This window comes from Thermococcus sp. GR6, from assembly GCF_012027415.1.
GTDB classification, from domain to species: Archaea; Methanobacteriota_B; Thermococci; order Thermococcales; family Thermococcaceae; genus Thermococcus; species Thermococcus onnurineus.
Map to the genome: position 1 here is coordinate 286274 of NZ_SNUM01000001.1, position 26641 is coordinate 312914.

The 26641-nt window shown below is 47.8% G+C and carries 30 protein-coding genes and 3 pseudogenes; 30 read left to right on the top strand and 3 right to left on the bottom strand.

Annotation, left to right across the window (positions count from 1 at the left end; genetic code table 11):
* Nucleotides 1-69: 69 nt before the first annotated feature.
* From E3E32_RS01675 to E3E32_RS01700, 6 genes are all read left to right on the top strand, one after another.
* Nucleotides 70-1044 carry a ThiF family adenylyltransferase gene (locus E3E32_RS01675; protein ID WP_167729915.1) on the top strand — a complete coding sequence of 325 codons (975 nt, stop codon included), beginning with the start codon at nucleotides 70-72 and terminating at the stop codon, nucleotides 1042-1044.
* 1 nt (nucleotide 1045) lies between these two features.
* Nucleotides 1046-2137 carry a tRNA uracil 4-sulfurtransferase ThiI gene (gene thiI / locus E3E32_RS01680; RefSeq protein WP_167729916.1) on the top strand — a complete coding sequence of 364 codons (1092 nt, stop codon included), beginning with the start codon at nucleotides 1046-1048 and terminating at the stop codon, nucleotides 2135-2137.
* Nucleotides 2138-2205: 68 nt separating this feature from the next.
* On the top strand, nucleotides 2206-2730 hold the full coding sequence (locus E3E32_RS01685; RefSeq protein WP_167730880.1) for a ferritin: 525 nt from the start codon (nucleotides 2206-2208) through the stop codon (nucleotides 2728-2730).
* Nucleotides 2731-2873: 143 nt separating this feature from the next.
* Nucleotides 2874-3617 carry a Fe-S cluster assembly ATPase SufC gene (gene sufC / locus E3E32_RS01690; protein WP_167730881.1) on the top strand — a complete coding sequence of 248 codons (744 nt, stop codon included), beginning with the start codon at nucleotides 2874-2876 and terminating at the stop codon, nucleotides 3615-3617.
* Nucleotides 3595-5022, top strand: coding sequence for a Fe-S cluster assembly protein SufB (sufB, locus tag E3E32_RS01695; RefSeq protein WP_167729917.1), 1428 nt, complete (start codon nucleotides 3595-3597; stop codon nucleotides 5020-5022). The genes sufC and sufB overlap by 23 nt, the downstream gene beginning before the upstream one ends.
* Complete coding sequence (locus E3E32_RS01700; RefSeq protein ID WP_206205187.1) at nucleotides 5022-6137, top strand: SufD family Fe-S cluster assembly protein; 1116 nt, start codon at nucleotides 5022-5024, stop codon at nucleotides 6135-6137. Before sufB ends, E3E32_RS01700 begins: the two co-directional genes overlap by 1 nt.
* A gap of 233 nt (nucleotides 6138-6370) precedes the next feature.
* Here the strand turns inward: E3E32_RS01700 and E3E32_RS01705 are convergent, their stop codons facing one another.
* Nucleotides 6371-6946 carry an NADPH-dependent FMN reductase gene (locus E3E32_RS01705; RefSeq protein ID WP_167729918.1) on the bottom strand — a complete coding sequence of 192 codons (576 nt, stop codon included), beginning with the start codon at nucleotides 6944-6946 and terminating at the stop codon, nucleotides 6371-6373.
* 141 nt (nucleotides 6947-7087) lie between these two features.
* On the opposite strand from E3E32_RS01705, the gene E3E32_RS01710 reads away from it, so the two are divergent.
* The 12 genes and pseudogenes from E3E32_RS01710 (at nucleotide 7088) to E3E32_RS01760 (ending at nucleotide 14973) form a co-directional block, all read left to right on the top strand.
* A complete protein-coding gene (locus E3E32_RS01710; RefSeq protein ID WP_167729919.1) occupies nucleotides 7088-7657 on the top strand; it encodes a peroxiredoxin in 570 nt (189 codons plus the stop codon).
* A 269-nt stretch (nucleotides 7658-7926) separates the two neighbouring features.
* Nucleotides 7927-8784: an FTR1 family protein gene (locus tag E3E32_RS01715; protein WP_167729920.1), complete on the top strand. Its 858-nt coding sequence runs from the start codon at nucleotides 7927-7929 to the stop codon at nucleotides 8782-8784.
* Nucleotides 8785-8851: 67 nt separating this feature from the next.
* Nucleotides 8852-9220: a CoA-binding protein gene (locus E3E32_RS01720; protein WP_167729921.1), complete on the top strand. Its 369-nt coding sequence runs from the start codon at nucleotides 8852-8854 to the stop codon at nucleotides 9218-9220.
* Between the two features lie 5 nt (nucleotides 9221-9225).
* Complete coding sequence (locus tag E3E32_RS01725) at nucleotides 9226-9603, top strand: DUF302 domain-containing protein (protein WP_167730883.1); 378 nt, start codon at nucleotides 9226-9228, stop codon at nucleotides 9601-9603.
* 94 nt (nucleotides 9604-9697) lie between these two features.
* Complete coding sequence (locus tag E3E32_RS01730) at nucleotides 9698-9904, top strand: heavy-metal-associated domain-containing protein (RefSeq protein ID WP_167729922.1); 207 nt, start codon at nucleotides 9698-9700, stop codon at nucleotides 9902-9904.
* Nucleotides 9885-10124: a YHS domain-containing protein gene (locus E3E32_RS01735; protein ID WP_240910541.1), complete on the top strand. Its 240-nt coding sequence runs from the start codon at nucleotides 9885-9887 to the stop codon at nucleotides 10122-10124. The genes E3E32_RS01730 and E3E32_RS01735 overlap by 20 nt, the downstream gene beginning before the upstream one ends.
* A gap of 222 nt (nucleotides 10125-10346) precedes the next feature.
* Entirely contained in the window at nucleotides 10347-11249 is a 903-nt protein-coding gene (locus tag E3E32_RS01740) for a DMT family transporter (RefSeq protein WP_167729923.1), read from the top strand.
* A 38-nt stretch (nucleotides 11250-11287) separates the two neighbouring features.
* Nucleotides 11288-11536, top strand: a pseudogene (locus tag E3E32_RS01745) (ArsR/SmtB family transcription factor); the annotation flags it as partial.
* Nucleotides 11537-11772: 236 nt separating this feature from the next.
* Nucleotides 11773-12077: pseudogene (locus E3E32_RS10090) on the top strand (class I SAM-dependent methyltransferase).
* Entirely contained in the window at nucleotides 12071-12247 is a 177-nt protein-coding gene (locus E3E32_RS10060; protein ID WP_206205190.1) for a hypothetical protein, read from the top strand. The pseudogene E3E32_RS10090 and the gene E3E32_RS10060 overlap by 7 nt, the downstream one beginning before the upstream one ends.
* A 394-nt stretch (nucleotides 12248-12641) precedes the next feature.
* Nucleotides 12642-14564: a heavy metal translocating P-type ATPase gene (locus tag E3E32_RS01755; protein ID WP_370456358.1), complete on the top strand. Its 1923-nt coding sequence runs from the start codon at nucleotides 12642-12644 to the stop codon at nucleotides 14562-14564.
* Between the two features lie 106 nt (nucleotides 14565-14670).
* Nucleotides 14671-14973, top strand: coding sequence for an SHOCT domain-containing protein (locus E3E32_RS01760; protein WP_240910543.1), 303 nt, complete (start codon nucleotides 14671-14673; stop codon nucleotides 14971-14973).
* A 15-nt stretch (nucleotides 14974-14988) separates the two neighbouring features.
* Here the strand turns inward: E3E32_RS01760 and E3E32_RS01765 are convergent, their stop codons facing one another.
* Nucleotides 14989-15603: a class I SAM-dependent methyltransferase gene (locus tag E3E32_RS01765; RefSeq protein WP_167729924.1), complete on the bottom strand. Its 615-nt coding sequence runs from the start codon at nucleotides 15601-15603 to the stop codon at nucleotides 14989-14991.
* A gap of 142 nt (nucleotides 15604-15745) precedes the next feature.
* Here E3E32_RS01765 and E3E32_RS01770 point away from each other — a divergent pair, with 142 nt between their 5' ends.
* Nucleotides 15746-16081: a hypothetical protein gene (locus E3E32_RS01770; protein ID WP_167729925.1), complete on the top strand. Its 336-nt coding sequence runs from the start codon at nucleotides 15746-15748 to the stop codon at nucleotides 16079-16081.
* A 31-nt stretch (nucleotides 16082-16112) separates the two neighbouring features.
* Here the strand turns inward: E3E32_RS01770 and E3E32_RS01775 are convergent, their stop codons facing one another.
* Nucleotides 16113-16721 carry a TRASH domain-containing protein gene (locus E3E32_RS01775; protein ID WP_167729926.1) on the bottom strand — a complete coding sequence of 203 codons (609 nt, stop codon included), beginning with the start codon at nucleotides 16719-16721 and terminating at the stop codon, nucleotides 16113-16115.
* Nucleotides 16722-16837: 116 nt separating this feature from the next.
* Here E3E32_RS01775 and E3E32_RS01780 point away from each other — a divergent pair, with 116 nt between their 5' ends.
* The 11 genes and pseudogenes from E3E32_RS01780 to E3E32_RS01830 all read left to right on the top strand — a co-directional run bounded on the left by E3E32_RS01780 (nucleotide 16838) and on the right by E3E32_RS01830 (nucleotide 26555).
* Complete coding sequence (locus tag E3E32_RS01780) at nucleotides 16838-19240, top strand: heavy metal translocating P-type ATPase (protein WP_167730887.1); 2403 nt, start codon at nucleotides 16838-16840, stop codon at nucleotides 19238-19240.
* 10 nt (nucleotides 19241-19250) lie between these two features.
* On the top strand, nucleotides 19251-19568 hold the full coding sequence (locus E3E32_RS01785; RefSeq protein ID WP_167729927.1) for a thioredoxin family protein: 318 nt from the start codon (nucleotides 19251-19253) through the stop codon (nucleotides 19566-19568).
* A 267-nt stretch (nucleotides 19569-19835) separates the two neighbouring features.
* Nucleotides 19836-20515 (top strand): annotated as a pseudogene (locus E3E32_RS01790) (class I SAM-dependent methyltransferase).
* A gap of 28 nt (nucleotides 20516-20543) precedes the next feature.
* The gene (locus E3E32_RS01795; protein ID WP_206205191.1) at nucleotides 20544-22007 is read left to right on the top strand and encodes a hydrogenase 4 subunit D; all 1464 of its coding nucleotides are present in this window, start codon (nucleotides 20544-20546) and stop codon (nucleotides 22005-22007) included.
* Between the two features lies 1 nt (nucleotide 22008).
* A complete protein-coding gene (locus E3E32_RS01800) occupies nucleotides 22009-23922 on the top strand; it encodes a complex I subunit 5 family protein (RefSeq protein WP_167729928.1) in 1914 nt (637 codons plus the stop codon).
* Between the two features lie 23 nt (nucleotides 23923-23945).
* On the top strand, nucleotides 23946-24203 hold the full coding sequence (locus tag E3E32_RS01805) for a monovalent cation/H+ antiporter complex subunit F (RefSeq protein ID WP_167730889.1): 258 nt from the start codon (nucleotides 23946-23948) through the stop codon (nucleotides 24201-24203).
* Complete coding sequence (gene mnhG / locus E3E32_RS01810; protein ID WP_167729929.1) at nucleotides 24200-24649, top strand: monovalent cation/H(+) antiporter subunit G; 450 nt, start codon at nucleotides 24200-24202, stop codon at nucleotides 24647-24649. Before E3E32_RS01805 ends, mnhG begins: the two co-directional genes overlap by 4 nt.
* Nucleotide 24650: 1 nt before the next feature.
* A complete protein-coding gene (locus E3E32_RS01815) occupies nucleotides 24651-24908 on the top strand; it encodes a hydrogenase subunit MbhD domain-containing protein (RefSeq protein WP_167729930.1) in 258 nt (85 codons plus the stop codon).
* Entirely contained in the window at nucleotides 24905-25669 is a 765-nt protein-coding gene (locus tag E3E32_RS01820) for a Na(+)/H(+) antiporter subunit B (RefSeq protein ID WP_167729931.1), read from the top strand. Before E3E32_RS01815 ends, E3E32_RS01820 begins: the two co-directional genes overlap by 4 nt.
* Nucleotides 25666-26055 (top strand): sodium:proton antiporter, encoded by a 390-nt coding sequence (locus E3E32_RS01825; RefSeq protein ID WP_370456346.1) that lies wholly within the window; start codon nucleotides 25666-25668, stop codon nucleotides 26053-26055. The genes E3E32_RS01820 and E3E32_RS01825 overlap by 4 nt, the downstream gene beginning before the upstream one ends.
* Nucleotides 26052-26555 carry a Na+/H+ antiporter subunit E gene (locus E3E32_RS01830; protein WP_167729932.1) on the top strand — a complete coding sequence of 168 codons (504 nt, stop codon included), beginning with the start codon at nucleotides 26052-26054 and terminating at the stop codon, nucleotides 26553-26555. The genes E3E32_RS01825 and E3E32_RS01830 overlap by 4 nt, the downstream gene beginning before the upstream one ends.
* Nucleotides 26556-26641 lie beyond the last annotated feature (86 nt).

The window sequence follows — 26641 nt, forward strand, 5'->3', positions numbered from 1 at the left end:
GAACTGTCCAGAACTTTTGGTTTTCAAAAGCCTTTTTTGAGCCTCGTAGAAGCCTCCAATGGTGGGAGCATGGTGGATGTAAAGATGGACTTTTCGAGGCACTTCCCGATAATCGGTATGGATGGCCAAAGAAAGCTCGGCGAGAGCACGGTTGCAGTTGTAGGTGCCGGAGCACTGGGGAGCTGGGAGGTCTACTTCCTTCACAAACTGGGCGTTGGAAGAATAATAGTGGTAGACAGAGACTTTGTGGACGAGAGCGACCTTCCGAGGACGATATATACGAGTGATGATGTAGGAAAGCCCAAAGTGGAGGTCCTGAAGGAGCGCTTTGAGAACGTTATTGACTACTTTGAGGACTTAAACCCGTCAACGGTGCACCTTCTGGACGAAGCTGACCTCATTATAGACGGAACGGACAACATTTACACGAGGCAGGTAATAAACGACTACGCGGTGAAGAGCAACAAACCGTGGATTTACGTCGGTATCTTGGCGACTTACGGCAACTTGATGCCCATAATTCCAGGAAAGACTGCCTGCTTCCGCTGTTTGATGCCGAAGCTGCCCTCAAGGCCCATGCCAACGTGCGCCGTCGCAGGGATTATGAGCTACGTTCCTCCCCTGGCTGCTTCACTGGCAGTCACTCTAGCGGCTAAGATTCTCCTGGGTAAGGAAGTGAAGAGTGAGCTGATTTTCTTCGACACCAAGACACTCGACTTTGAGAAGGTGGAGATCCCGAGGAGGGAGGACTGTGAGGTCTGCGTCAGGCACAACTTCACGTTCCTGGAGAAGCAGATGAAGATAGAGCACATGTGTGACGGTTCGATTCAAATAACTCCCCCCGAAAGGATGAGCGTAGACCTTGATGAGCTCGCCAAGAGACTCGATGCCCTCGGCATTGAGTATATCAAGACGTCGCAGTTCATCCAGTTCGAGGACGACTACGCTGAGATCCTGATATTTACGAGCGGCAGGATGATAATCCGCGGTGCTGAGGACGAAAAGGAAGCCAAAAACTTCTTTGCACGCTATTTGGGTGGTTGAGATGATACTGGTACGCTATGGCGAGATAGCAGTAAAGAGGGGCAAAAGAAGAGAGTTTGAAAGGAAGCTCGTAGAGAACATCCTCGCTGCCTTAGGGAGGAAAGGGATTAAAGCAAAGGCGAGGTTGATTAGAGGACGAATCCTCATTGAAGCCCCCGATGAAGCGGCTGAGATTATTGCAAAAGTCCCGGGCGTTGTTTCGGTTTCGCCTGCGAGGGAGATGAACTACGAGGAAGTGCCGGACTATCTGAAAGAATCCCTGAAAGGCCTGAATCCGAAAAGCTTTAAGGTGGAAACCCAGCGGCTGGATAAGGCGTTCCTCAAGACTTCCGTTGAGGTTAACAGGGAAATAGGGGCGTTCATTGTGAGAGAATTCGGCTGGAAAGTAGATCTGGAAAACCCCGAGCTCACGATAGGAATTGAAATTATAAAGGGAAAGGCCTACGTCTTCTTTGAGAAGATTAAAGGAGTCGGTGGGCTTCCAGTTGGCACGCAGGGGAAGGTTGTGGTTCTGCTCAGCGGGGGCATAGATTCACCCGTTGCCGCATTCCTCATGATGAAGAGGGGTGCAGAAATAATAGCGGTCCATTTTGACCAGGGAAAGAACGCAAAGGATGTTGTTGAGAAAACCGTTGAGATACTCAATGATTACTCCCCAAAAGACATTGAGCTCATTGTGGAGAACCACTTTGAAGTTCTGAGACCCTACGTGGCCGTCCTCAGCAGGATAAACATGCTGGAATGGACATGCGTCCTGTGCAAGGTCGCTATGCTGAGGAGAGCCGCGGAGATAGCGAGGGAAGAAGGTGCGCTGGGCATTGTTACGGGGGATTCCCTTGGCCAAGTGGCTTCGCAGACACTGGCTAACCTTTACTTTGAGACCATGAGCGTCCGCTTTCCAGTACACAGGCCGCTTTTAGGTATGGACAAGGAAGAGATAGTTAAGATAGCGAGGGAAATTGGCACATATCAAGCCTTTTTAGAGTACCCTTACTGTGATTGTCCGTTCAGACCAGAGAGAGTTGTAACTCAGGGGAAGTATGGGGAATTCTTGAAAATCTTGGATATTTTGGAAAAGGAAGGAATAATTTAAAGTTTTTCAAAAATCTAAGGAGAAAGCTTTTAAAGTAACCGGGTGTAACTATAGGAGGGGTGATGGCCATGCTGAGCGAGAAGATGCTAAAGGCCCTCAATGAGCAACTCAACAGAGAGCTCTATTCTGCATATCTGTACTTTGCGATTGCAGCCTATTTCGAGGATATGAACCTTGAAGGCTTCGCCAACTGGATGAAGGCCCAGGCCGAGGAAGAACTCGGCCACGCCCTAAGATTCTACAACTACATTTACGACAGAAATGGGAGGGTCGAGTTGAAGGCCGTAAAGGAGCCACCGAAAGAGTGGGAATCTCCACTGGCAGCATTTGAGGCGGCATACGAGCACGAGCAGTTCATAAGCAAGTGCATAAACGAGCTCGCTGCTCTGGCAGAGGAGGAGAAGGACTACTCAACGAGGGCATTTTTGGAGTGGTTCATAAACGAGCAGGTTGAAGAAGAGGCAAGCGTCAAGAAGATTGTTGATAAGCTCAAGTTTGCAAAGGACAGTCCGCAGGTTCTCTTCATGCTCGACCAAGAGCTCGGCCAGAGGCAGCCGCAGCTTCCGGGCCTGCTCCTTCAGTCAGGGGGCTAAATCCTCTGCCGGTCTTTCCCACTGCCTCTCTTTTGCGTGGGTTCTACCTTTTCTGGATTTCTTGAGTACACAAATTTGTGAAGAAAGGTTTTAAAAGTGTACGTTTCTACCCAAACTCGGGTAAAGAAAGGACGGTGATGGTTATGCTAAAGGTGGAAAATCTCCATGTTAAGGTTGCGGACAAGGGAATACTCTGGGGAGTAAGCTTTGAACTGGGTGGGGGAGAGCTTCACGTGGTCATGGGGCCCAACGGAAGCGGAAAATCTACTTTAGCCCTCACGATTGCCGGACATCCGAAGTACGAGGTTGTCAAGGGAAGGATACTCTTCGAAGGAGCGGACATAACCAACACAAAGCCGGAAGATAGGGCTAAGAAGGGCATATTCCTCAGCTTCCAGCACCCCGTCGAAGTCGAGGGGGTTAAGGTTATACAGTTCTTCCAGAGGATGCTCAAGAACCTCAGGGGCATTGACGAGGTTGAGGCTTACGACATGATATTCAGGGCCGTTGAGGAGCTTGGCTTCGACAGCTCGATGCTCTCAAGGGAGCTCAACGTCGGCTTCTCCGGCGGTGAGAGGAAGAAGCTTGAGATGCTCCAGGCGTACCTTGTGAAGCCGAAGCTTCTTATCCTCGACGAACCCGACAGCGGTGTTGACGTCGATTCTCTCAAGGTCATAGCGGGGATAATAGCCAAACTCCACCGTGAGGGGACGAGCATACTCCTAATCACGCACTACGGCAGGATACTAGAGTACCTCAATCCCCAGAGAGTTCACGTCATCAAGGACGGGCGGCTTGTCGTTTCTGGCGGAATGGAGCTTGTAAAACTCATTGAAGAGAAGGGCTTCGCGGCGGTGAAAGACAATGGCAGGGCAGTCAAGGCTTGAGGAGATCCTCAAGGCCGGCTCGCTGGAGGAAATCCTCGGTACGGCAGTGCCCTATCCCAAGGAAATCGAGCTGAAAGGCGAGCTGACCAGGGACATGATAGAGGAGCTTTCGCGCATAAAGAACGAGCCAGAATGGATGCTCAGGCACAGGCTTAAAGCTCTTGAGCTGTTCCACAAGCTCCCCATGCCTAAATGGGTAGTCGGCGTTGAGGAGCTCGACCTTGAAAGCCTCACCCTATACTCCAAGCCCGAGATCGGCAACGAGATCAGGGACTGGGAGGACCTGCCCGAGAACATAAGGAGAACTTTCGAGCGCCTGAACATTCCTGAGATAGAGAAAAAGTTCCTCTCTGGCTTAACGGCTGTCTTCGACAGCGAAAGCGTCTACTCTAACCTCAAGGCCGAGTTCGAGAAGATGGGCATAATCATGCTCCCGATGGAGGAAGCCGTCCAGAAATACCCTGATCTCGTAAAGAGGTACTTTGGTAGAGTCTTTCCGGCCGGAGAGCACAAGTTTTCGGCACTGCATCACGCTCTCTGGAGCGGTGGAGTTTTCGTCTACGTCCCGAAGGGCGTTAGGATACCTTTCCCGGTTGAGGCATTCTTCGTCATAGGCTCGGCTTTGGAAGGACAGTTCGAGCACACTCTCCTAGTTGCTGACGAGGGGAGCTACATCCACTTCATAGAAGGCTGTTCTGCGCCGATGTACAAGGGCTTCTCCTTCCACGACGGAATGGTCGAGATATACGCCCACAAGGGAGCGACCGTCAAGTTCACCACGATACAGAACTGGAGCAGGAACGTCATCAACTTCAACAACAAGCGCGCGATAATCGAGGAGAACGCCTACGTCGAGTGGATTGAGGGGAGCATAGGAAGTAAGATAACCTACACATACCCGTCGAGCGTCCTGAAGGGAGAAGGGGCGAGGACGGCTCAATATGTCGTTTCGCTCAGCAACGGGCCCTTCATGAAGGATACTGGGGCCAAAACCTGGCACCTCGCACCCAACACTAGCTCCAAGATAGTCTCGAAGAGCATAAGCGCCAACGGCGGAATCAACATCTATCGCGGACTGGTGAGGATCTTGAAGGGAGCTAAAAATTCGACGGCGACGGTATCTTGTGACTCACTCATACTCGACGAGGAGAGCAAGGCCTACACCTATCCACACAACCAGAACGACGAGCCAAGCGCGAGCATAATCCACGAAGCCACCACTGGAAAGCTCGGCGAGGACAAGCTCTTCTACATGAACTCGCGCGGAATAGGTGAGGAGGAAGCGAAGAGCCTTATAGTGCTTGGCTTCATTAGTGAAATCCTTGAGGGGCTGCCTTTCGAGTACGTTGAGGTGCTCAAGAAGGTCATAGAGCTGGAGTTCAGTGAGGTTGGGGGTGTTGGCTGATGCATTCCATGCTTCCAAAAATAACTCTTGAGAAGCTTGAAGCCCTTGAGTACCAGAAGTACGGCGACAGCCCGACCATAAAGAGCTACACCAAGTGGAAGCTCTTCGAGGAAAACTCACCACTTGAGCTCCCGACGGAGGCAAAGGCCGGAGAAGTGAAGATTAAGGCGCATGTTATCCTCTCTGGGAGTGAGGCGGATTTCAACCTTCCCGCTGGAGTTGAGCTGGGTGAGGGAACGCTTGGCCTCTCGAGTCCGGAGGAGTCAAGAATCCTTGGCTTCCACTTTTATGCACTCAAGAAGTCCTACAGACTGAGGATAACCGAAGACCTTCTCGAGCCGCTTGTGGTAGTATCGCACCTATCGGAGAAGGCCTTCATCAGCCACCACATCAGCATAGAGGCCGAGGGCGTGAAGGCGCCGATAATCATCCACGATTTGAGCGAAGAAGGAACAAAATCCCTAGTGGTCGAGCTTAAAGCCAAAAACGCCGAGCTTGAGATACTCACTGTCGGGAAGCACAAAAGCTTGTCGCACTACCTCCTGAGGGCGAGCCTCGGCGAAGGAACCAGAGTCAAAGCCTTCACCGTTATCAGCGGCGGCAAGATGAGCCACCACCGCGAGGACTACTCTCTCGAAGGAGCAAAGAGCGAGCTTATCCTGAGGGGCATGCCTATAGCGGTGGGCTCTTCCGTTGACTATCTTACTAACGTCCTACAGTACGGCGAGAGAACCATCAGCGAGACCAGGGTTCACGGGTTCTCTTACCAGAACGGCTGGGCCGTCCACAGGGGCGTCGCGAAGGTCTTCGAGAGTGCGAAGAACTCGGTGAGCGAAGTAATTTCGCAGATAACCATCATGGACGAGGGCTCCCTCGGTGTGAGCGTGCCGATGCTTGAGGTCGACACCGGAGAAATCGAAGCCGCCGCCCATTCATCCGCGGTGAGGCAGTTCGATGAGGATGCCCTCTTCTACCTCCGCTCGCGCGGACTTGAGAGTGAGGAGGCATTGAACCTCTTCATTCACGGCATCGGTGAGGCCTTGAGCGGCCACCTGGAGCGCCTCAGGGGCAAGGCTAGGGGCAACATATTGGAGCTCATCGAGGGCCTGCTTTGACTTTTTCTTCTCTTGTTCCGTATTCACATGGAACATGCTTATAGCAGGTGACGGCAAATCTATCCTGGGGTTTTGAGGGTGAAGACGCTTAAGTACTCCGGAATCGCCGGCCCGATAACCTACTGGCTCTTCGTGGCGTGAAGCATAAGCAGGAATCAGTGGTTTTCCTTCTTCCATAACCCACTCAGCGACTTGGGCGACCCATCTAAGGCGGTCTCTCCGTGGATATACAACTACGACCTCATAGTTCCTCGCTCCTTTTTTCTGGGTTTTTCTCTTACTTCGTCCCTTATTGGCTTCAGGGCCTTCGCGTACTTTTCGAGAGTCCCGAAGAGCCTTCCAACCCTCTCCTCATACTTCTCGTCCTTTAGCTCTTCGCCCTCGAATATGTCGTCCACGTTGTAGAACAGAACCTGCGCAACTGGGAGCATGCGGTAGTTAAGCGACGCGGTTCTCAGCTCCATCAGCAGCCTAACGCCGCCGGTAACGCTTGAGACGGTACATATTCCAACTGGTAAAGCCTCGTACTCGTCGTAAATTGTGTCCAGGAGTATCTTGAGCTCGCCGGGATAGCTCCCGTTGTACTCGGGTGCGACTATGATGAGCGCATCCGCTTCGAGAATCTTCTCCCGGTATTTTTCCATCTCCGGTGTGATCCTCCAGCGGTGGGTGTAGGCGAGGAGGTAATCGCGGACGTCTATCAGCTCAGCGTCCCAGCCGAATTCTTGGGCCTTCTTCACGAGGTACCTCACAACTTTCTCGCTTTTCCTACCTTCCCTTGCCGTTCCGAGAACTATCTTAACCTTCATCTTATCACCGAACGAAGTTCGCTTTTGGGATATTTAAATTTGTCCTTCAAAATGCAATACTTTCGATTTTGGAACTTTTCACTTTGTTAGGCAAACCTATATAAGTTAGGTTTCCCAACATAGTTCTGAGGTGTTTGAAAGATGGTGAAAGTTGGAGAAATCGTCCCGGACTTTGAGGCAGATGCCTACCTTCCGGAAAAGGACGCAATAGAGAAGGTTAAGCTTTCGGACTACAGGGGCAAGTGGGTTGTTTTGGCGTTCTATCCGGCTGACTTCACCTTCGTCTGCCCGACGGAGCTTGAGGAGCTTGCTGAATACTACGAGGAGTTCAAGAAGGAGGGCGCTGAAATCCTGAGCGTTTCAACGGACACTGCCTACGTCCACAAGGCCTGGCACGACACTTCTCCCGCGATCAAGAAGATAAAGTACCCAATGCTCGCTGACCCAGCGGGGAAGATATGCCGCCTCTTCGGCACTTACATCGAGGACGAGGGCGTCTCCTGGAGGGCGACCTTTATCATAGACCCTGACGGAAAAGTCGTCCACATGGAGATGCACGATTTGAGCATAGGTAGGAGCGCGAAGGAGATACTTAGGAGACTCAGGGCCTCTAAGTATGTGAGGGAGCACCCCGGACATGTGTGTCCGGCCAGCTGGGAGCCCGGCAAGGAGACCCTTGAGGTCAGCCTCGATTTAGTTGGAAAGATTTAACTCCCTTTTTCCATTTTGTAAATTTTGAGCCGTTTCTTTCTCACATTAAGCAGGTGACAGACATGGGCATGCCCATACCCGGGCAATTATTGCGAATTGTCTGAAACTCAAGTTCGATATCCAAACCACTGGGTTTTGCTTTTGAAGTGTCTCCCCTCCTGAACGCGGGCGTTTTCACCCCTACGTCCAAAACTTCAATTTGGCAAAGATAAACTTCATAAGTTATCCGAGAGATTTTAGACTGGCCTAAAAATTTCGGGGGTGGAGTAATGAACGCTGGCGCTTTCCTCATAACCTTCAGAGAGGCCCTTGAGGCCGCCATAATAGTCGCAATAATAGTTGCCTATTTAAGGAGAACCAACGGGACTGAACAGATAAAAAACGTCTGGATCGGCGTGGGACTTTCTCTGCTGGCTAGTATTCTCCTCGGAGCCGCGATACTGGGGCTCTATGGGGGCCTAGAAGAGAAGGAGCTCTTTGAGGGCCTGGCTTCCTACCTGGCTGTGATAGTCCTCACGAGCATGATATACTGGATGGCTACCAAAGGTAAAAACATTAGGGCGGAGATAGAGAGCAGGATCAGCAACACAATAGGTCCCCTTGCATTAATTAGCTTTACATTCATAGTTGTCTTCAGAGAGGGACTTGAGACTGTCCTGTTCCTTACGCCCTTCATGACTCAGGACTTCGGCGGCACGCTCCTCGGGCTTATAACGGGCTTAGTTAGTGCATTTATACTCGCTTACCTCATCTATGGAGTCGGCATGAAGATAAACCTGAGGACATTTTTCTACTACAGCTCAATAATCCTTGTCTTCGTCGCTGCTGGCATGGCAGGTTACGGGACCCATGAGCTGATAGAGTGGGCTGGAGAGGAAGGCTTGAACTTAGGCTTCGTTGGAGAAACCGCGTATGACCTTGGCATTCCAAGCAACAGCATGTGGCACCACAAGGGGGCGATAGGTTCCTTCTTTGCCGTGCTCTTTGGATACTCGACGAGCATGGAGTGGGGAAGGATAATAGTGCAGTTCGGTTACCTCATCCTCGCCCTGTACCTCGTTCTCAGGGCCTACGGGAAGGAGCCTTTGCTGAATCCTAAAGATGCAGGACTCAAAAGTAGTGTTTAGCTTTTTACTCATTTTTGTTCAGCAATTCATAAAAAGCATGAATTTGAGTTCAAGTCAGGTGAAGAAAATGAACGCGCGGAGTTTTAAGCGAATCGCCCTGGTGGGGGCAAGCCCAAATCCAGCCAAATACGGCAACATAATCCTAAGAGATTTAATGAGAAAGGGATTTGAGGTTCTGCCCGTTAATCCCAACTACGACGAGATTGAAGGATTAAAGTGCTACAGAAGCGTTAGGGAATTGCCAAAAGATGTTGATGTGATAGTCTTTGTTGTCCCCCCCAAAGTTGGCATTCAGGTGGCAAAGGAAGCCGTTGAAGCCGGTTTCAGAAGGCTGTGGTTCCAGCCCGGAGCTGAGAGCGAAGAGATTAGGGAGTTTTTGGAGAGCCAAGGCGTGGAGTACAGTTTTATAAAGTGCATAATGGTGGAGACGGGGTGATGGTGATGGAGTTCTACTACGTCAGGAGGTTTGATGAGGATCTAGATTTCGTGTGGGAGCGCTTTAAGAAGAAGCTCGAGGAGGAGGGGTTCCTTCTGATAGGCGAGAGGATTCCGGTTGCGATAACCGAAGGTGAAGACGGCATAATAGCGGACTACCACCTGCTATTCATCTGCCACAGCGAGCTGGTGGAGGAGCTCGTGAAGATTGACCCAAACATCGGTGCCCTCCTACCCTGTACTGGCTTTGGCTACCGGAAGGAGGACGGAAACTATCTTGGAGTCGCCCTGCCAAGCATCGCTTGGAAGGTAGCCGGGGAGAAAGTCGTAGAGCTTATGGAGCCAATGGAGGAAAAGCTCAAGAAAATCATTGACTCCCTGTGATTTTCAGTTTTTGAAGTTTTCTTTCCATCCCCTTTTCACCTTGTAAAGAATAAGGACAATAAGCTTTCGCGCTTAGTTAGTACAGGTGATTGAAATGGCGAAAGTTGTTTTGAAGATTAACAATATGAGCTGCAGGCACTGTGTGATGACCATCAGGAGGGCCTTGGAGAAGATTGGCGCCAAAGCAGAGGTTAGCCTCGAGAACAAGACCGCGGTCGTCGAGTACGATGAGTCAAAGCTCAAGATCGAGGACCTAATCAACGCCGTAGCGAAGTTCGGCTATGAGGTGGAGGTGGCTTAAGATGCCCATAGACCCAGTCTGCGGAATGGAAGTTAGTGAAGAAACCGAGTTCAAAGTGGAGTACAGTGGAAAGACCTACTACTTCTGCTCTCCACACTGCAAAGCTCAATTTGAAGCAGATCCTGAGAAATACGTCAAGGAAGAGGGAATGAAGCACGAGCACGGCATGCATTCTCATGGTCATAAACATGGCAGAGGGCACGGCTGTTGCTGCCATTAATCTTCTTTACTTTTCTTTTATGAGGTACTGTTGATGAATGGACATGCATTATTAATATTATTATCAATTGGCGGTAATGCTCTTTCTTTCTGCCGACTCTGGTTTGGCGTGAAATTCTTTACTGATTAGCGTGACACTTTAGCTGAAAGAGTGAAATTTTGTATTACCTTTCTCTTTTTCGTGTGAACTAAACTTATAAGGGCTTTATTTTAGATTTACTACATGACTCACCATTATGGCTATGTGAGCGCTCTCTTAGCAGCACTGCTCTTTGGAATAAGCTCAACGCTGAACAAAATCGCCCTTAGAGATGTCCATCCAATGATTGTAGCAGGGAGCATTTATCTAACGGCTGGAATAGTTCTAATGCTTCTCCGTTTCACACCACTTAAGGATAAAATCCTTGAAAGGCTTGAATTTAAAGTTAAAACCCAAGAACACTTCTCAAGGCGAGACCTCCTGCTATTAGCTTTTATAGTGCTCTTTGGCTCTTTTTTGGCACCACTCTCCTTTATGTTTGGACTTGATAAAACAACAGCGGTCAATGCATCCCTTCTACTCAATACTGAAACATTGTTCACAGTTTTAATCGCTCTCTTAATCTTTAAAGAGAAGGCTTCAAGAAGAAGCATTCTCGGAATTCTCTTAATCTTAATTGGAGCTGTTGTAATCTCGACGGAAAACTTTAGGGAAGTAGAGCTGAGCAAAGGCATCCTTGGGAACATTTTAATAATCTCGGCAGGTCTTTCATGGGCGATAGACAATAATTTGAGCAAGTTGCTAAGCGTTAAGAGGGATTTGCTCTTGGTAACTTCACTAAAGGGACTGTTTGGAGGGAGTGCGCTATTAATTTTGGCTTCTCTAATTGGGATTCCCTTCTACATTCCGCTTCAAAGCCTTCCATACATTTTAACTGTCGGTGCGTTTAGCATAGGCTTCTCCATCGTGCTATTTCTATTTGCTCTAAGAGAAATTGGGGCTATGAAAACAGGGGCAATTTTTTCAACTTCCTCACTAATTGGTGCTCTCTTTGCTTTTTTAGTCCTTGGGGAGAGCTTTACAGCAATTAAAGCATTTTTTGGCGTTTTAATGCTCTTTGGAGTATATCTGCTCTCTTTAGAGTGACTTTACTTACTTCTGCTCAGAAATCTTTATAATAATATTTCTTTGACGCTTTAGGTAACCCCACAAGGCTTAAGATACTTTTCGCACTGCTGGAGGATGAACTCTGCACGTGCGATTTATAGAACATTACCGGCCTGTCAGTTTCAGCTATATCTCACCAGCTTAGAATCTTGAAGGATAGAAAAATCGTTACATACAGGAAGGGCGGAAAGAACGTCTTCTATCGCCTGGATGACGAGCATATAAGGGAAATTTTGAAGGTTGCGCTTAAGCACATGGAGGAGTAAATAATCTGGAATACAAACTACAAAGGGAGAACAGAATGGATTCAAAAAATCGCAAGGTATTACGAGTATATAGAACCAAGGCTCAAGCAAAAAAGGCTTACGATAAGATCAGCCGATTTTACGATTGTTTTGCATTTTTTGAGAAAAATATAGGGCAGGGCATTGGAGCTGTTGGACATTAAAAAAGGGAAATCGTTCTGGAGATTGGCTTTGGAACTGGGCACTGCTTGAAGAAAATGGCTGAGTTGGTGGGAGAGGAAGGAAAGGTTTACGGTATTGACATTTCTTCTGGGATGCTGGAAGTTAGTAAACGGAGACTTGAAAAAGCTGGACTTTTAGATAGAGTCGAGCTGTATTGTGAAACGCATCAAAATTGCCCTATGAAGACAATAAATTCGATGCTGTTTTCATGAGCTTCACCCTTGAACTTTTTGACACACCCGAAATTTCGAAAGTTCTTAACGAGATTAAAAGGGTTCTAAAACCTGGTGGGAAGCTTGGAGTTGTCAGCATGTCAAAAGAAGGTGGAATGTTTTGCTGAGGCTTTATGAGTGGCTTCACGAAAAATTTCCCCAATACATTGACTGCAGACCTATCTATGTTGAGCAATCAATAAGAGAGGCTGGATTTGAGATAAAGTACAAAGAAGAAGTGAAATTATTTGGGTTGCCAGGAGAGATCGTTATTGGAATAAAGCGTGATATACAGTAGGTATATGTGACAACCGGAATGTTATGCCAAATTCAAAAATGCTTTTATTGGTAGGTGCTCACTTTGGAAACTTTTCTCTTTATTTCTTGTGCACCTATTTGGCTCAGATTTTCCATTTTGTATGAAAAATGGTTAAATATTTTTTGTTAGTTAGAAATTAATGATGGTGATTGATATGGAAGATGAAAAAAAGGTTCACAATGAGCACACCCATGAAGAACACAAAGAAATGATGATGCACCAACATGAGGAAAGCGAAAAGCATGAACATATGGAACATGGAGAGCATGAAATGCATAGACACAAGATGGAGGAAGAAAAGCATGAACACGCGGCTCATGAACCTGAGCATGGAGAACACAAGCATTCGCATGCGGATCACCATAGAATGATGATGGAGGACTTTAAGAAGAGATTTATAGTTTCTGCCATACTTACGATTCCAATACTGCTTCTATCTCCGCTGATTCAAAAGTTCCTTGGTTTTACATTCACGTTCACGGGCGATAGATATGTTCTCTTTGCGCTATCGACAGTGGTCTACTTCTACGGTGGGAAGCCATTCCTAACGGGAATGAGAGATGAATTTAAGAAGAAAACCCCAGGAATGATGACGCTAATTGCTTTGGCAATCACAGTTGCCTTCTTTTACAGCGCCGCTGTGACCTTTGGATTGCCCGGAAAGACCTTCTACTGGGAGCTTGCGACGCTTATTGACATTATGCTTTTGGGGCACTACATAGAGATGCGTTCTGTTCTCGGCGCTTCGAGGGCTTTAGAGGAGCTAATAAAGCTCATGCCAACTGATGCCCACTTAATAACTCCTGAGGGAATAAAAGACGTCCCAGTGAGCCAGCTTAAGAAAGGAGATATAGTCCTAGTTAAACCTGGGGAAAAGATACCCTCCGATGGCATTATAATTGAGGGTGAGACGAGTGTAAACGAGGCAATGCTCACCGGTGAGTCAAAGCCTGTCTATAAGAAACCCGGCGACATTGTTATAGGCGGTTCAATAAACCTGGAGGGCTCGATTAAAGTCAGGATCGAGAAGACTGGAAAAGAGACCTACTTGATGCAGGTGGTTGAGCTTGTAAAGCAGGCCCAAGAGACGAGGTCAAGAACTCAAGACTTGGCTAATAGAGCAGCGTTTTGGCTTACACTCATTGCAATAACCGCTGGAAGCGTAACTTTAGGAACTTGGCTCTACTTAGGGAAGCCCTTTGTGTTCGCTTTGGAGAGAATGGTCACCGTGATGGTAATTACATGCCCCCACGCTTTGGGATTGGCTGTTCCTTTAGTAGTCTCAGTGTCAACGTCAATATCAGCGAGAAAGGGAATCTTAATTAGGAATAGAGAAGCCTTTGAGAGGGCAAAGGATGTTCAGGTAGTTGTCTTTGACAAGACGGGAACCTTGACCGAAGGAAAATTCGAGGTAACAGATGTAATTCCACTGGATGAGCTGGAGGAGAAAGAAATCCTGCGGTACGCGGCAGCGCTGGAGAGCCACTCATCACACCCGATAGCGCAGGGGATAGTTGAGAGGGCGAAAGAGCTCGGGCTTGAGCTCTACAATGTTGAGCAATCTAAAGTGCTGCCGGGCAAGGGCGTCCAGGGGACCATCAACGGCAAAGAGGTTCTCGTCGTAAGCCCTGGCTTCCTGGAGGAAAACAGACTCTGGACTGAGGACGAGCGCGTTAATAAAGTCCTGGAGCAGGGCAAAACTGTGGTGTTCCTTGTACTTGAGAGAAAGCTGGTTGGTGCAATCGCCTTAGCGGACAGGATAAGACCGGAATCAAGGGAAGCTATAAAGAGGCTTCATGAGATGGGGATTAGAGCTTATATGCTCACAGGAGACAACGCTAAAGTTGCAAAGTGGGTTGCAGAGGAGCTTGGCTTGGATGGTTACTTTGCAGAGGTCTTGCCCCATCAGAAGTCCGAGAAAGTTAAGGAGCTTCAAGAAAAAGGCTTTATCGTCGCAATGGTTGGGGACGGAATAAACGATGCTCCAGCACTAATCCAGGCGGATGTGGGTATAGCAATCGGAGCAGGAACCGATGTGGCAATAGAGAGTGCTGATATAATCTTGGTTAAAAACGATCCAAGAGACGTTATAACAGCGATACACCTTGCAAGAGCAACCTATAGGAAGATGGTGCAGAATTTGGCATGGGCAACTGGCTACAACACATTCGCAATTCCTTTGGCAGCAGGGGCGCTTTACAACTATGGAATACTGTTAAGTCCAGCAGTAGGTGCTTTGCTGATGAGCTTGAGCACGGTGATAGTCGCGATAAACGCGAAGTTTTTGAAAGTCTGAGGCAGCTCTTCTTTTTCTTTTTCGAAATTTTTGGACGCTATATTCCACTTCTGTAAAGAATAAGAGCTATATCCTTTGTCAATGAGTAGTAACTGAGGCGATCAAAATGATGTTTGAAAGCGTTAACTCGGGTTTTCTAACCCACGTTGGAGAAAGTGAATGGGGGTGGCACGACATGATGGGATTTGGCTACTTCGGCTGGTTTGGGGCAATATTCATGCTCCTGTTCTGGATACTGATAATAGTTGGGGTAGTGTGGTTCATTAAGTGGCTCGTGGAGCAGAGCTCAAGCGGGATCACAAAAACGTCAAAAAAGAGCGCCCTTGAAATACTCGATGAAAAGTACGCAAGGGGAGAGATAGATGACGAGGAGTATGAAAGAAGGAAGAGAAAACTCTTAGAGGGCTGAAGGCTCTCTTTTAAACTATTTTGTGGCAACAATTAACCTCACGATGTCGAAGAAGAGATTTTCAACCTTTTCTATCTTGAAGCCAGCCTCTTCAATATTCTTTTGCGTTTCTCTCACCATCGAAGTGCCTACTAGGGCTTTCATTATCGGATCCATCAAGTAGAGTGGAATGTTCAAAAGCTTTGACTCACTTTTCATATGTTCCAGAAATATTGCCTTCCCTTCGGGTTTTAAGACTCTATAAGCTTCTTTCAGCCCTTTGATGGGGTCTGGAACTGTACAAAACACGAAAGTGCTCACAACCGTGTCAAAAGTGTTGTCTTCAAACTCTAAATTTTGGGCGTCCATCAGGAGAAGCTTGACATTTTCTAAACCGAGCTCTTTTCTCCTTCTCTCCGCTTTTTCGAGCATCCCTCTACTGAAGTCTATGCCAATTACTTCAACATCTTTGGGGTAATATGGAAGATTCTTCCCAGTCCCAACTCCTATCTCGAGGACTTTCCCTTTAGCCATACTTAGGGCTTTCTTTCTGTACTTTGAGAAAGCTCTCACTTCCATTGGGCTCTCGAAGAGGTCGTAAATTTTTGAAAACCTATCATATTTTTTGGCAGTCTTCTCCATTTTCATCATGTTGTAGTCGTGAAAACTTTTAATTGGGTTTATTCTTACACTTCAGCAAATTCTCTCAAAATTATTTCTCACATTGCAAATAATAAGCCTATTAGCCTTTCCCTCATAGAGTACTATGAAAACAACAGAAAGGTGATGCAAAATGGAGTGGAAGTCCATGTTGATCGGATTCATAATTGGAGCTCTTATCGCGGTCCCGTACGGTCTAGCGCATTCAGGGCCGTTCAGCTGGGGTGGAGACAGGAGCTTCTCGGGAGGCTTTGGTCCAATGATGGGAGTTGCTCATGGGCCGGGCATGATGGACGAAGACATGTATGTGGAAATGGAGCAGTACATGGAGAGTGGAGACTTCGCTGAGATGCATGAGGAGATGGAGGAGGAAATGGAGTCAATAATGGAGAAGTACATGGGAAGCTGGTGGAAGGAGAGGCACGAGTACTGCGAAAGAGTAATGGGTATTGAAGATGGGAAAGAGTGAGCGAACTTCGCTCTAAACCATTTCTTTTTGTTTAATGCTTATGGTGTTCATGACTGTGTTCTATTTCGTGTTCTTTTAGCTTGAGCTTTTCTATGTTCTCCCTTGTTCTCTTGAATTCTCTCAAACATGTAGGGCAGCAGAAGAAGTAAACCCTGTTGCGGTATTTGTAAACTATCGGCTCACCGACTATCTCCTTGCCGCAGTAGTCGCATTTGAATGGAACCTTGACCTTGGGAGGATGCTCTTTCTCAATGCTCTCTAGGATAGGCATTATCTCAAGCACCTCAAAACCGGCACCTTCTATTACGTTTCTCAGTCCCTCCATATCTTCGACAGCCACTTTTATGAGATACTTCTTACTCGTGAAGCGGTTGATCTCGATGATTTCCTCGAACTCTTGAAGCTTCTCTGGCTTGTCAGTTTTGATTATCAGAGCAACGACGTTGTGGGCCCTCTGGAGTTCTGGGTGGAGTTTAATCGTGTAACGCTTAATAATTCCTTCTTTCTCAAGTTTTTCTAGCCTCGTCTTAACAGTTGGCCTGCTGACGCTGAGTCTTTCCGCGAGTTCGGAGATGCTTAATCTTGAGTTGTCCATGAGAAGATATATCAGCTTCAAATCCAGTTCATCTAGCTTTGTCATGATAAACACCCACGAGTTGTTTGTTTTCAAAATATAAAAATTCTTCGGTTAGCGTTTACACTTTGGTAGAAATAATGCCCTTAAAGTGTGCTGTTGAGTAAATATCGGTGATAGTTATGAAGTTCACGCTTAGGGTTAATGGAATGACGTGTGCCATGTGCGTAAAAACCATAGAAACAGCTCTGAAAGAGCTTGATGGAGTTAAAGACGCCAGAGCCAATTTAAACTCTGAGAATGTTTACGTGGACTTCGATGAGTCAAGGGTCAGCCTGAATCAGATTATAAAGACGATTGAAGAGCTTGGCTATCAGGTGGTTCGGGAAAAGAGAGACGCGATAATAAAGATCGGCGGAATGACCTGTGCAATGTGTGTCAAAACCATTGAAGTAGCTCTTAAAGAGCTCCCTGGAGTTTTAGATGCCCAGGTCAATTTGGCAACTGAGAAGGCTAAGGTAAGCTATGACCCAAGTTTAGTAAGCATAGAAGATATTAAGAGAGCAATTGAAGAGGTTGGCTACCAATTCTTGGGAGTTGAAGGTGAGGAAAGCCATGACGTAGAAAAAGAGATTCGAGAGAAGCACATGATGGAAATGAAGAAAAAACTTGCCGTTGCTTGGGGAATAGGATTAACTCTCTTCGCCTCAATGCAGCTTCACAGATTCGGGATTGAAATTCCCAACTTAATTTACATTCAATTCCTGCTGGCAACTCTGGCAATAATCTACGCTGGAAGGGATATCTTTGGAAAGGCTCTCAATTCATTGAAGCACAAAAGCCTGAACATGGAAGTCATGTACTCCATGGGAATTGGTTCTGCTTATTTTGCAAGCGTTTTAGCTACAATAGGAATTATTCCGAGGGAGTTCAACTTTTATGAGGCAAGCGTTTTGCTAATGGCCTTCCTCCTGCTTGGACGCTACTTAGAGACCTTGGCCAAAGGAAGAACGAGTGAGGCAATTAAAAAGCTCATGGGCCTTCAAGCTAAAAAGGCAACCGTAATTAGGGATGGAAAAGAGATTGAAGTTCCAATAAGCGAAGTTAAAGTTGGCGATATTGTCATAGTCAAACCTGGAGAGAGGATTCCGGTTGATGGAATTGTAATTGAAGGAGAAAGCTACGTTGACGAATCGATGATCACCGGAGAACCAATTCCAAATTTGAAGAAGAAGGGCGACGAGGTTATCGGCGGAACGATTAACAAGAACTCCGTGCTTAAAATCGAGGCAAAGAGGGTCGGAAGAGACACCGTTCTGGCACAAATAATTAAGCTCGTTGAGGAGGCACAAAATACAAGACCACCGATTCAGAGATTAGCGGACAAAGTCGTTACATACTTCATTCCAACAGTTTTGACAATAGCACTAATCTCCTTTGGATACTGGTACTTCATAGCTGACCAGCCTCTGCTCTTCGCCTTCACAACACTGCTCAGCGTTTTGGTGATTGCCTGCCCATGTGCCTTTGGCTTGGCAACTCCAACGGCTTTAACAGTTGGAATGGGCAAAGGTGCTGAAATGGGGATTTTAATCAAGAATGGTGAAGTACTGGAAATAGCGAGGAAAGCCACAATAGTTCTCTTCGATAAGACGGGAACGCTAACAAAAGGGACGCCTGAAGTTACAGATGTAGTGACTTTTGGCATGGATGAGAAAGAGCTTTTGAGCTTAGTAGCTTCAGCTGAAAAGCGCTCAGAGCATCCACTAGGAGAAGCCATAGTTAGGAAAGCTCAAGAGCTCGGATTAGAGGTTAAAGAGCCCCAAAGCTTTGAGGCAATAACCAGCAAGGGAGTAAAAGCCATAGTGGATGGAAAAGAGATCTTGGCAGGAAATAGAAAGCTGTTCAAAGAGAATGGTTACTCAATAGAAGGAGAGGTTGAAAAAGCCCTCCTCAAGCTTGAAGATGAAGCTAAAACGGCCATAATAGTAGCAATTGACGGAAAAATAGTGGGAGTTATTGGAATAGCGGACACAATCAAAGAAGGTGCGAGAGAAGCGATAGAAGAGCTTCACAAAATGGGCAAGAAAGTTGGAATGATTACCGGTGACAATAGAAGAACCGCAGAAGCGATAGCTAGACAGCTCAACATAGATTACGTTTTAGCGGAAGTTTTGCCCCAGGATAAAGCAAATGAAGTGAAGAAGCTTCAGGAGAAGGGAGAAGTAGTCATTTTTGTCGGAGATGGAATAAACGATGCTCCCGCTTTGGCTCAAGCTGACATAGGCATAGCAGTAAGCTCTGGAACCGACATAGCAATGGAGAGCGGAGACATCGTCTTGATTAAAAACGACTTAAGAGATGTGGTTAGGGCAATAAAGCTCAGCCAAAAGACGCTCTCAAAGATTAAGCAGAACATCTTCTGGGCGATGTTCTACAACACCATCCTAATACCCTTCGCCGCTGGACTGGCCTATGTTCTCTTTGGAATCACCTTCAGACCAGAATGGGCTGCTGGAGCTATGTCATTGAGCAGCGTGAGCGTCGTTACAAACTCCTTGCTTTTGAAAAAAGCTAAGATTTGAGGTGGTTAAGATGATCAGGGAGTTTGATGGGGACTTTGGAAAAGTTGAGAGGGCAAAATATGCCCTCCTTTGGTTTTCTTCTCCTGGCTGTCCGCCGTGCAGGATGATTGAACCGTTTATGCACGAGCTGAGCGAGGAGTATAAGGAAGTGGAATTCTGGGAGGTTGACGTGGAGAAGCATCTTCCGCTTGCGGAAAAGTTCGACGTCATGAATGTGCCCACACTGATTTATCTCAAAGAAGGAAATGAAATCACGAGGCAGAATCTGGTGAGGAAGAAGGAAGAGGTCGAGGAGAAGCTAATGATACTTCTGGGTTCTGACTCCTGAAGTTTCTGGGCTTTGCTTTTTATCTTGTTCCCTTTGATTGCGTATGAAACGAATAAAGGTCGAGATTCTTCACGACCACCACCGGCTTAGATTTGGATAAGCTCTATTTTAGAAACCCGATGAACGAACGTTTCGGGGGTTTCATTCTGGAGTTAGCAGGTCTGGTGGATTGAAATGTCAGAACCACCAGAACTAGTTAGCGGACATCAGGTTTAAGTTCCTTCAAGCCTTTTTTAACTATCGGAGAACAATTCGGATGTGATGACAATGAAAAAGAACGAATGGGAAGAGTTTTTTGAGAAAGAGGCGAGTCACTACTTGGAAGAGCCGTTTACTAAACACACAAAAGAGGAAGTAGAGTTTTTATTGAATGAGCTTCAGCTGCCAGAAGGAGCTAAAATACTGGACGTTGGCTGTGGTGTCGGAAGGCACTCAATAGAGCTTGCAAAAAGAGGCTACAAGGTTACAGGAATTGACATATCCCAGGGAATGTTGAAGAAGCAAGAAAACGAGCTCAAAAAGAAGGTGTTGAAGTAGAGTTCATAAAAGCAGACGCTATGAAGTTTAAGCGTGAGGAGGAATTTGACGCTGCCATATGCCTCTGCGAAGGTGCTTTTTCGTTAATAGGTTCAAGTGACGACCCAATAGAGCACGACTTGGCGATACTCAAGAACATTTATGAATCCCTAAAGCCCGGCGGGAAATTTATTTTGACTGCCCTAAGTGCCCTTTCAAGAGTTAAAGGGGCATCAAACGAGGACATAGCCAAAGGAACTTTCGATCCAAACACCATGACGTTCTTTGAAGAAATCGAGGGCCTTGGGAGTGTTTGCAAAGTTCGAGAAACTCTCAAGCTATTCTATCAGATTTCATATATTTGGCCAATTGTCAAAAATCCTTTCGTGAAAGAACGAAAAACTTTTAAAAGATTCGTTAGACAGACCTAACCGATTTTGGTCCACGGGAGGGAAAGATATGATAGACCTTCTAGCGACGCTGGCTTTCATTGTACCACTCATCGGAGGGCTAATACTCTTCAAGCTCGATGAAAGGAAGGCAGATGCAGTAATGTTGGGATCCTTTCTGACGGCACTGGTGCTCCAGCTTGGTGTTACATACCTTTACATTACAGAGCACGGTGAGATGATCCACATAAAGTACTTGGAAGCCGGGCGACTCGGCGAGGTCTACGGAATAATAATCGACCCAATGAGCGTTCTTATCGGAACGGTTGTGGCGATTGCAGGCTTCATCTTCATGTTTTACGGCGTTGAATACATGAGCGAGAGGAACGTGGGACACCCGGGCGGAAAGGGAAGGGGTCTCTTCTACGCCTGGATGACGCTCTTCGAGGGTGCAACGCTGGGCTTTATATACTCGTCAACCTTCCTCGGCCTGCTCATCTTCTTCGAGCTGATGGGCTTAGCTTGCTGGGGTGTGGTGAGCTTCTACAACACTAAAAAGGCTAGAAGAGCAGGATTCAAGGCTTTCATTATCCCCAACGTCGGAGCGATGATCGGCTTTTACACAGCGATAGGGATAGGCATAACCAGGCTTCATGATTTGAGCCTCTTCGCCCTCCAGAACCTTGACAAAGGGATCAAACCTTGGCTCTTTATAGCTCTACTTATAGCCGGCTACACCAAGAGCGCCCAGTTTCCAACTTACTCCTGGATTCCCGACGCGATGGAAGCACCGACACCTGCTTCGGCCTTCCTCCACGGTGCGGCGATGGTTGAGATGGGTGTCTATCTAGTAGCGCGCGTGCTCCAGTTCATGGGGCCTCTTCCAACGTGGGTATTCTACTTCATGGCAATAATGGTTTCCCTAACACTCCTTATACCTATCCTTAACTATCCTGTCCAGAAGGACGCCAAGAGACTTCTGGCCTTCTCTACGGTTGCAGAAGCAGGAATTATGTTCTCTGGTCTTACCTTCGCGGCTCTTGGCCTTGAGATAGGGCTTAAGGCAGCGATGTTCCAGCTCACAACTCACGCTTTTATAAAGGGACTGGCCTTTCTCACAGCAGGAACCTTCACTTACTCCCTTGGAACACTCGACATGAGAAAGATAAGCGGACTAAAGGAGATACTCCCTGTTAACGGCTTCGCCTGGGCCTTTGCTTTAATCGGTCTAGCAGGCCTCCCCCCAATGAGCATAGCCTTCAGTAAGGCCGAGCTCTTGACGAGCCTGAAAGCCATCGAAGTTTCTCCGTTCGCGTGGCTTCCAATTCTCATGGTGCTGACGGATTCAGTCGTCTTCCTCTGGGTTGGAATGAAGTGGCTTGGCAGGAACGTCTTTGGAAAGCCGAGCGTTGAGAGGGCCCCAACCCACTGGATAATCAACACTTCTCTCATCGTCCTGATGATACTCGCCTTAGTGTCGGCCTATCTGGCCTATCCCTTTGTGGAGGAAATAGGGTTCCACGGAGGTGTCTGAAATGATCCCCTTCATGGGCGCATCGGCTGTAGCTTTCGCACTGGTGTTCTTCATGCTCGGCGCCTTTGCCCCTCTCTTTAGAAGAGACTTCAGGGTATCGCTTCCATTCTCCATGTTCGGGTCAGCGATCACGCTCATTACTGGAATATACGGCCTCTGGAAGGGAGTTGAGGGTGAGATTCTCTCTGGACTTTTTATGACCTCAATCAAGATAGATCCCCTCAGTGGATTTTTCATATCTCTCTTGGGTCTCATCGGTCTCTTTTCTTCGATGTACTTGCTCGACTACAAGATGAGGCCGAAGCCCCTAATCTTCGCGATAGCCTATAACGGAACCCTGCTCTCGGCCCTTCTCTTCCTCTCCACCAATAATTTGGAGAAGATGACGATAGCCTACGAGCTCATGGCAGTTTTCACACTGGCCCTCATCCTTGGAACCGTGGCCAAGGGAGGCAGGGTAACCGCCAGGAACTATATAGTCCTAACCCAAGTCTTTGGCATTATCCCTCTCCTCATTGCAACCAGCCTGGCTTACGCGGCTGTAGGAAACATCCACCATCTGACCTTTGAAGGTCTCAATGAGAACCTAGAGAAACTGCCCGTGAGGGTGTGGTTCCTCTATGTTCTCTACCTGTTTCCAGCCCTCGTCAGGAGTGGGGTCTTTCCTTTCCATACTTGGGTTCCCAGGATATACCAGAGGATCCCATCTTCCCTTGTCCCGGTTTTCATTGTACTCGAGGGTGCCGGACTTTACCTCCTCATCAGGATGGACTTCTACGTTCTGCCTCCCACAATAGTCCTCGGATATGCAATAGCCGCTCTCGGAACAATCTCAGCCTTCGCAACCCTCTACTCCTTCAGGGAGATAAGGCTCAAGAGAAAGTTCGCATACCACAGCGTTATGGATGTTGGAATAACCTACTTTGTCTTGGGAAGCGCAGTCGTTTTCAGGAACTCTCTGGTGGGCGCTGTGCTCCTCATAGGAGCACTTCTCCACACGATTTATCAAATCCTCTACAAGTCCGCGATATTCTTTAGTCTCGGTGCTATAGAGCACTATGGTGAAGAGCCTAACATCTGTTCCATTAGAAAACTTTTCAAAGGCCATGTCATGTCGTTCCTCCTCTCGATATCAGCCTTCTCAATGGCGGGTCTTCCACCCCTTGCTGCCTTCGTTTCGAAGTGGCTGATCTACGAGGGCTCTCTGATGACGGGCGACGTGTACACTCTCCTCATGCTCTCTGCCGTTATGTTCCTTGGCCTCTTCCCATTCGCTTCAATTGTCCAAATTAGAAGGCTCAACAGGGAGCTGTGCAAGAGGGAAGTTGGAGCTGAAAATGTGCCTCTTTTTCTCAGAATCGTTGTGGGAGCGATGGCCCTGCTCACAATAGGGGGGCCACTATTACCACTTCTTGTTCAGCCTATTCTCATCAAAACTGCCAACGAAGCAGTGGGAATCGAGCTTGAAAGTCTATCAGACATATTCCTGGCTAGTGTCCCGGCTTCTCTCCTTAGCCTGACGATCCTCATAATGACGGCCTTCATAGGCACCAAGCTGGGAAAGATGCCTACAGAGAGGATAAGTGAGTTGCTCCTCATATTCTACAACGTTGGGGACATACTGAAGTTCACTGCCAGGTTCTTTGTCGATGCGGGGAAAAAGGCCTATCTGAACTACCTACTACCCATCATCAAGGTCGTTCCCAAGCATGAACTCCCTCTCGTGAAAGACTACGACGATGCCATGGACTACCCGATAAGGCACATAGACGAGGCAATGTTCATGCCCCTCATCAGGGCAATCGAGAGGGCTTCAACTTGGGGTAGGGAGCAGAGCTTGGATATGAACGCCATGATAAGCAGGTTTGCCATTGTGATGGCTCTTTTGATAGTTCTCCTGGGGGTGATAGCGTGAACATCGTCGATGCCTTCAACGAGATGCTCTACTTTGCGGCTGTTATTTACACCCTGGCCTTTATCCTCTACGGAATCAGAGCTATCAAGGGACCAACTACCGCCGACATTATTCTCGCCGTTGACTGCCTTTCCTTCGATATGGCGGCCTTCATGGTCATCCTTGGGATATACTTCAAGTCTATAATGCTCGCGAGCGGTGCGATAATCCTCGCCCTTTGGGCATTCATGCTTGACATCTACTACACCAAATACGTCCTCTACGGGGAGGTGGAGGTATGATCAGCGAGATACTCTTCATAATAGGCGCCATAATGATTCTCATAGGAGCCATCTACGATCTCATAGCTGCTATAGGTCTCCTCCGCTTCGACGACTTTTACATGAGAACCCACGCGGCAACGGTCGGAACAATAGGCGGTGCGGTACTTCCGGTCTTTGGCGCCGGTTTGGTTGCCCTCGTATACCACCCCCTCGGGGCACAAAGGTTCTTCATGGCCGGCATAGCCTTCACCGTTGGAATCTTGATTCTGATAATAGCCCCAACAGGTTCGCACTCCCTCGTCTCGGCGGTCTACTTCGGAAAGATCGGAAGAAAGCCGAAGCTGGTGATTGATCACCTTGAGGAAGATCTGCCCAAGAGAAGCGACGTTGCAGAGCTCGTTCGCGAGCACGAGGAACTCCCTGGTGAGGAAGAGGAGCCGAGGTTCACTTTCAGGAGGGTTTGAAATGCAGGAGCTCCACCTAATTATCCTGGCCATTGTAGTTTCCTTCGGCTTTGTCTTCAGCTATCTGGCTATGAAGGAGCACGACCTGCTTAAGGCCCTTGCACTCTCCTCGGTGCAGTCAACCTTCTTCGCACTCGGCTTCTACATCTTGGCTGCTCCGGACATAGTGCTGGCATACCTCGCCATAGCGGTTGGAGCCTACACAGCCCTTTTGATCTTGGCCATAAGCAAAACAGAGCGCTACGAGGTGGGAGAATGAAGAGGGATGTACTTGTGGCGGTTTCATTCCTTTTGGCTTTCGCTGTCATATCCTACGCCGTCACCGTTGAGGACGTCTTTGGTATAGCTGACAATCCATTGAGACCTTTGGGCGAGTTCTATCTAAGCCACGCCTTTGCCCATGAAGGACTAACTTCACACAGTCCAGAGGTTGTTACAGCCATAGTCTGGAACTACCGTGGCTTCGATACGCTCTTCGAGACCTTCGTCTTCTTCCTGGCGATAATGGGAGCTTTAAGCGTTCTCAGACTAACTGAGGAACAGGAAGAAGAAGTAAAAATCCTCGAGGCAGGGGAACCGCATAGGCAGATGGATCTAATAGTCAGGGCGACTACGAAGCTCGTTGTTATCATGATAGTCTCGATTTCGGCCTCGATAGCTCTTCACGGCCACCTGACACCGGGTGGTGGTTTCCAGGGGGGTTCAGCGATGGCAGTTGCTTCCCTGCTCCTCTTCGCGGGCTTCTCAAAGTTTACCTTAGAGAGAAAGGGGTTAACGCTTAGGCACACAATCTCAGCTTATGCAGCTGGCCTTGCCCTTATACTGGCAACCGTCATGGCTCCGGTCATTCTCTACGGCGGCAAGGTGCTTGAGATTAACCTCCTGCCTGGGGAGACTGGCCTCTTTAATCTTGATGTGGGAGAGTACATAGCGGTGGCCTTCGGCTTCCTGACGGTGTTCCTCATCCTGGGAATATCCGAATGGATCTTCAAGACCGTTCTCAGGAGGGAAGTGCGGTGATAGCGAACTTCCTGGTGTTCTACGTTACAATCATGCTTTCTGCAATGATGTTTTTAGGGATATATGGAGTCGTCACGAGATCCAACCTTATAAAGAAGATCATCATGCTCAACGTTATGACCGACTCGATAAACCTGACCTTCATCCTCATCGGCTATCGCCTTGTCTTCCCGGTTTTCCCACCGATATACGAGAAACACTTGACCCTCAGCGAATTCCTGGATAGGGCTGTTGATCCTCTTCCTCAAGCACTGGTTCTGACCGCAGTCGTCATTGGAATGGCTATGAACATACTCCTAACCACCTTCGCTATTCAACTCTATCGCCTTCACGGAACGGTTGACGCTAGAGACATTGCCGAGATTATGAGGAGGGAGAAATCATGAACCCGGTAGAAAGGTTTTCCCCTGGAACTTTCGTTATTTCACTGGCGGTTTACCTTTTCTACACTGGCTCGGTGAGTAGGTACGACCTGATTACTGGCTCAGTAGTTGCCCTGATAGTCTCTCTCCTTGTCGGCCACTGGCTGATAAAGAACGATACGAAGTTCTTCTCGCCAAGGAGGTGGCTCTACGCGATACTCTACGGTCTCCGCTACTTCATCATCGAGGAGACGAAAACTCACATTGATGTAGCCAAGCGCGTCTTCACGCTCAAGGCTAGTCCTGGAATAGTAAGAATTCCCCTCGAAGTCGAGAGCGACTACGGGAAAGTGCTCGTTGCAAACTCAATAACAAACACCCCTGGGACTGTGGTGGTGGACATAAGCGACGATGGCAAATGGCTCTACGTCCATTGGATTGACGTCTCAACACTGGACGAGAGGAAGATTAAGGAGAACGTGGTTGCCTACTTCGAAAAGTATGCCAAGAAGATATTCGACTGAGGTGGTTGAAATGGGGATCGAGATAATTCCGATAGTTCCGCTTGGCTTTGCCTTCTTCCTCCCATTCTTGGGAATGTTCATAAGGT

Bases quoted from the DNA above. Each gene is read 5' to 3' on its own strand.
- E3E32_RS01715 (WP_167729920.1), top strand. From the start codon at position 7,927: ATGAACGCTGGCGCTTTCCTCATAACCTTCAGAGAGGCCCTTGAGGCC.
- E3E32_RS01710 (WP_167729919.1), top strand. From the start codon at position 7,088: ATGGTGAAAGTTGGAGAAATCGTCCCGGACTTTGAGGCAGATGCCTAC.
- mnhG (WP_167729929.1), top strand. From the start codon at position 24,200: ATGATCAGCGAGATACTCTTCATAATAGGCGCCATAATGATTCTCATA.
- E3E32_RS01830 (WP_167729932.1), top strand. From the start codon at position 26,052: ATGAACCCGGTAGAAAGGTTTTCCCCTGGAACTTTCGTTATTTCACTG.
- E3E32_RS01700 (WP_206205187.1), top strand. From the start codon at position 5,022: ATGCATTCCATGCTTCCAAAAATAACTCTTGAGAAGCTTGAAGCCCTT.
- E3E32_RS01795 (WP_206205191.1), top strand. From the start codon at position 20,544: ATGATAGACCTTCTAGCGACGCTGGCTTTCATTGTACCACTCATCGGA.
- sufB (WP_167729917.1), top strand. From the start codon at position 3,595: ATGGCAGGGCAGTCAAGGCTTGAGGAGATCCTCAAGGCCGGCTCGCTG.
- E3E32_RS01760 (WP_240910543.1), top strand. From the start codon at position 14,671: ATGATGTTTGAAAGCGTTAACTCGGGTTTTCTAACCCACGTTGGAGAA.
- E3E32_RS01685 (WP_167730880.1), top strand. From the start codon at position 2,206: ATGCTGAGCGAGAAGATGCTAAAGGCCCTCAATGAGCAACTCAACAGA.
- E3E32_RS01725 (WP_167730883.1), top strand. From the start codon at position 9,226: ATGGAGTTCTACTACGTCAGGAGGTTTGATGAGGATCTAGATTTCGTG.
- sufC (WP_167730881.1), top strand. From the start codon at position 2,874: ATGCTAAAGGTGGAAAATCTCCATGTTAAGGTTGCGGACAAGGGAATA.
- E3E32_RS01720 (WP_167729921.1), top strand. From the start codon at position 8,852: ATGAACGCGCGGAGTTTTAAGCGAATCGCCCTGGTGGGGGCAAGCCCA.
- E3E32_RS01705 (WP_167729918.1), bottom strand. From the start codon at position 6,946: ATGAAGGTTAAGATAGTTCTCGGAACGGCAAGGGAAGGTAGGAAAAGC.
- E3E32_RS01765 (WP_167729924.1), bottom strand. From the start codon at position 15,603: ATGATGAAAATGGAGAAGACTGCCAAAAAATATGATAGGTTTTCAAAA.
- thiI (WP_167729916.1), top strand. From the start codon at position 1,046: ATGATACTGGTACGCTATGGCGAGATAGCAGTAAAGAGGGGCAAAAGA.
- E3E32_RS01800 (WP_167729928.1), top strand. From the start codon at position 22,009: ATGATCCCCTTCATGGGCGCATCGGCTGTAGCTTTCGCACTGGTGTTC.
- E3E32_RS01730 (WP_167729922.1), top strand. From the start codon at position 9,698: ATGGCGAAAGTTGTTTTGAAGATTAACAATATGAGCTGCAGGCACTGT.
- E3E32_RS01780 (WP_167730887.1), top strand. From the start codon at position 16,838: ATGAAGTTCACGCTTAGGGTTAATGGAATGACGTGTGCCATGTGCGTA.
- E3E32_RS01785 (WP_167729927.1), top strand. From the start codon at position 19,251: ATGATCAGGGAGTTTGATGGGGACTTTGGAAAAGTTGAGAGGGCAAAA.
- E3E32_RS01740 (WP_167729923.1), top strand. From the start codon at position 10,347: ATGACTCACCATTATGGCTATGTGAGCGCTCTCTTAGCAGCACTGCTC.
- E3E32_RS01820 (WP_167729931.1), top strand. From the start codon at position 24,905: ATGAAGAGGGATGTACTTGTGGCGGTTTCATTCCTTTTGGCTTTCGCT.
- E3E32_RS01815 (WP_167729930.1), top strand. From the start codon at position 24,651: ATGCAGGAGCTCCACCTAATTATCCTGGCCATTGTAGTTTCCTTCGGC.
- E3E32_RS01755 (WP_370456358.1), top strand. From the start codon at position 12,642: ATGGAGGACTTTAAGAAGAGATTTATAGTTTCTGCCATACTTACGATT.
- E3E32_RS01770 (WP_167729925.1), top strand. From the start codon at position 15,746: ATGGAGTGGAAGTCCATGTTGATCGGATTCATAATTGGAGCTCTTATC.
- E3E32_RS01675 (WP_167729915.1), top strand. From the start codon at position 70: ATGGTGGATGTAAAGATGGACTTTTCGAGGCACTTCCCGATAATCGGT.
- E3E32_RS01735 (WP_240910541.1), top strand. From the start codon at position 9,885: ATGAGGTGGAGGTGGCTTAAGATGCCCATAGACCCAGTCTGCGGAATG.
- E3E32_RS01775 (WP_167729926.1), bottom strand. From the start codon at position 16,721: ATGACAAAGCTAGATGAACTGGATTTGAAGCTGATATATCTTCTCATG.
- E3E32_RS01805 (WP_167730889.1), top strand. From the start codon at position 23,946: ATGCTCTACTTTGCGGCTGTTATTTACACCCTGGCCTTTATCCTCTAC.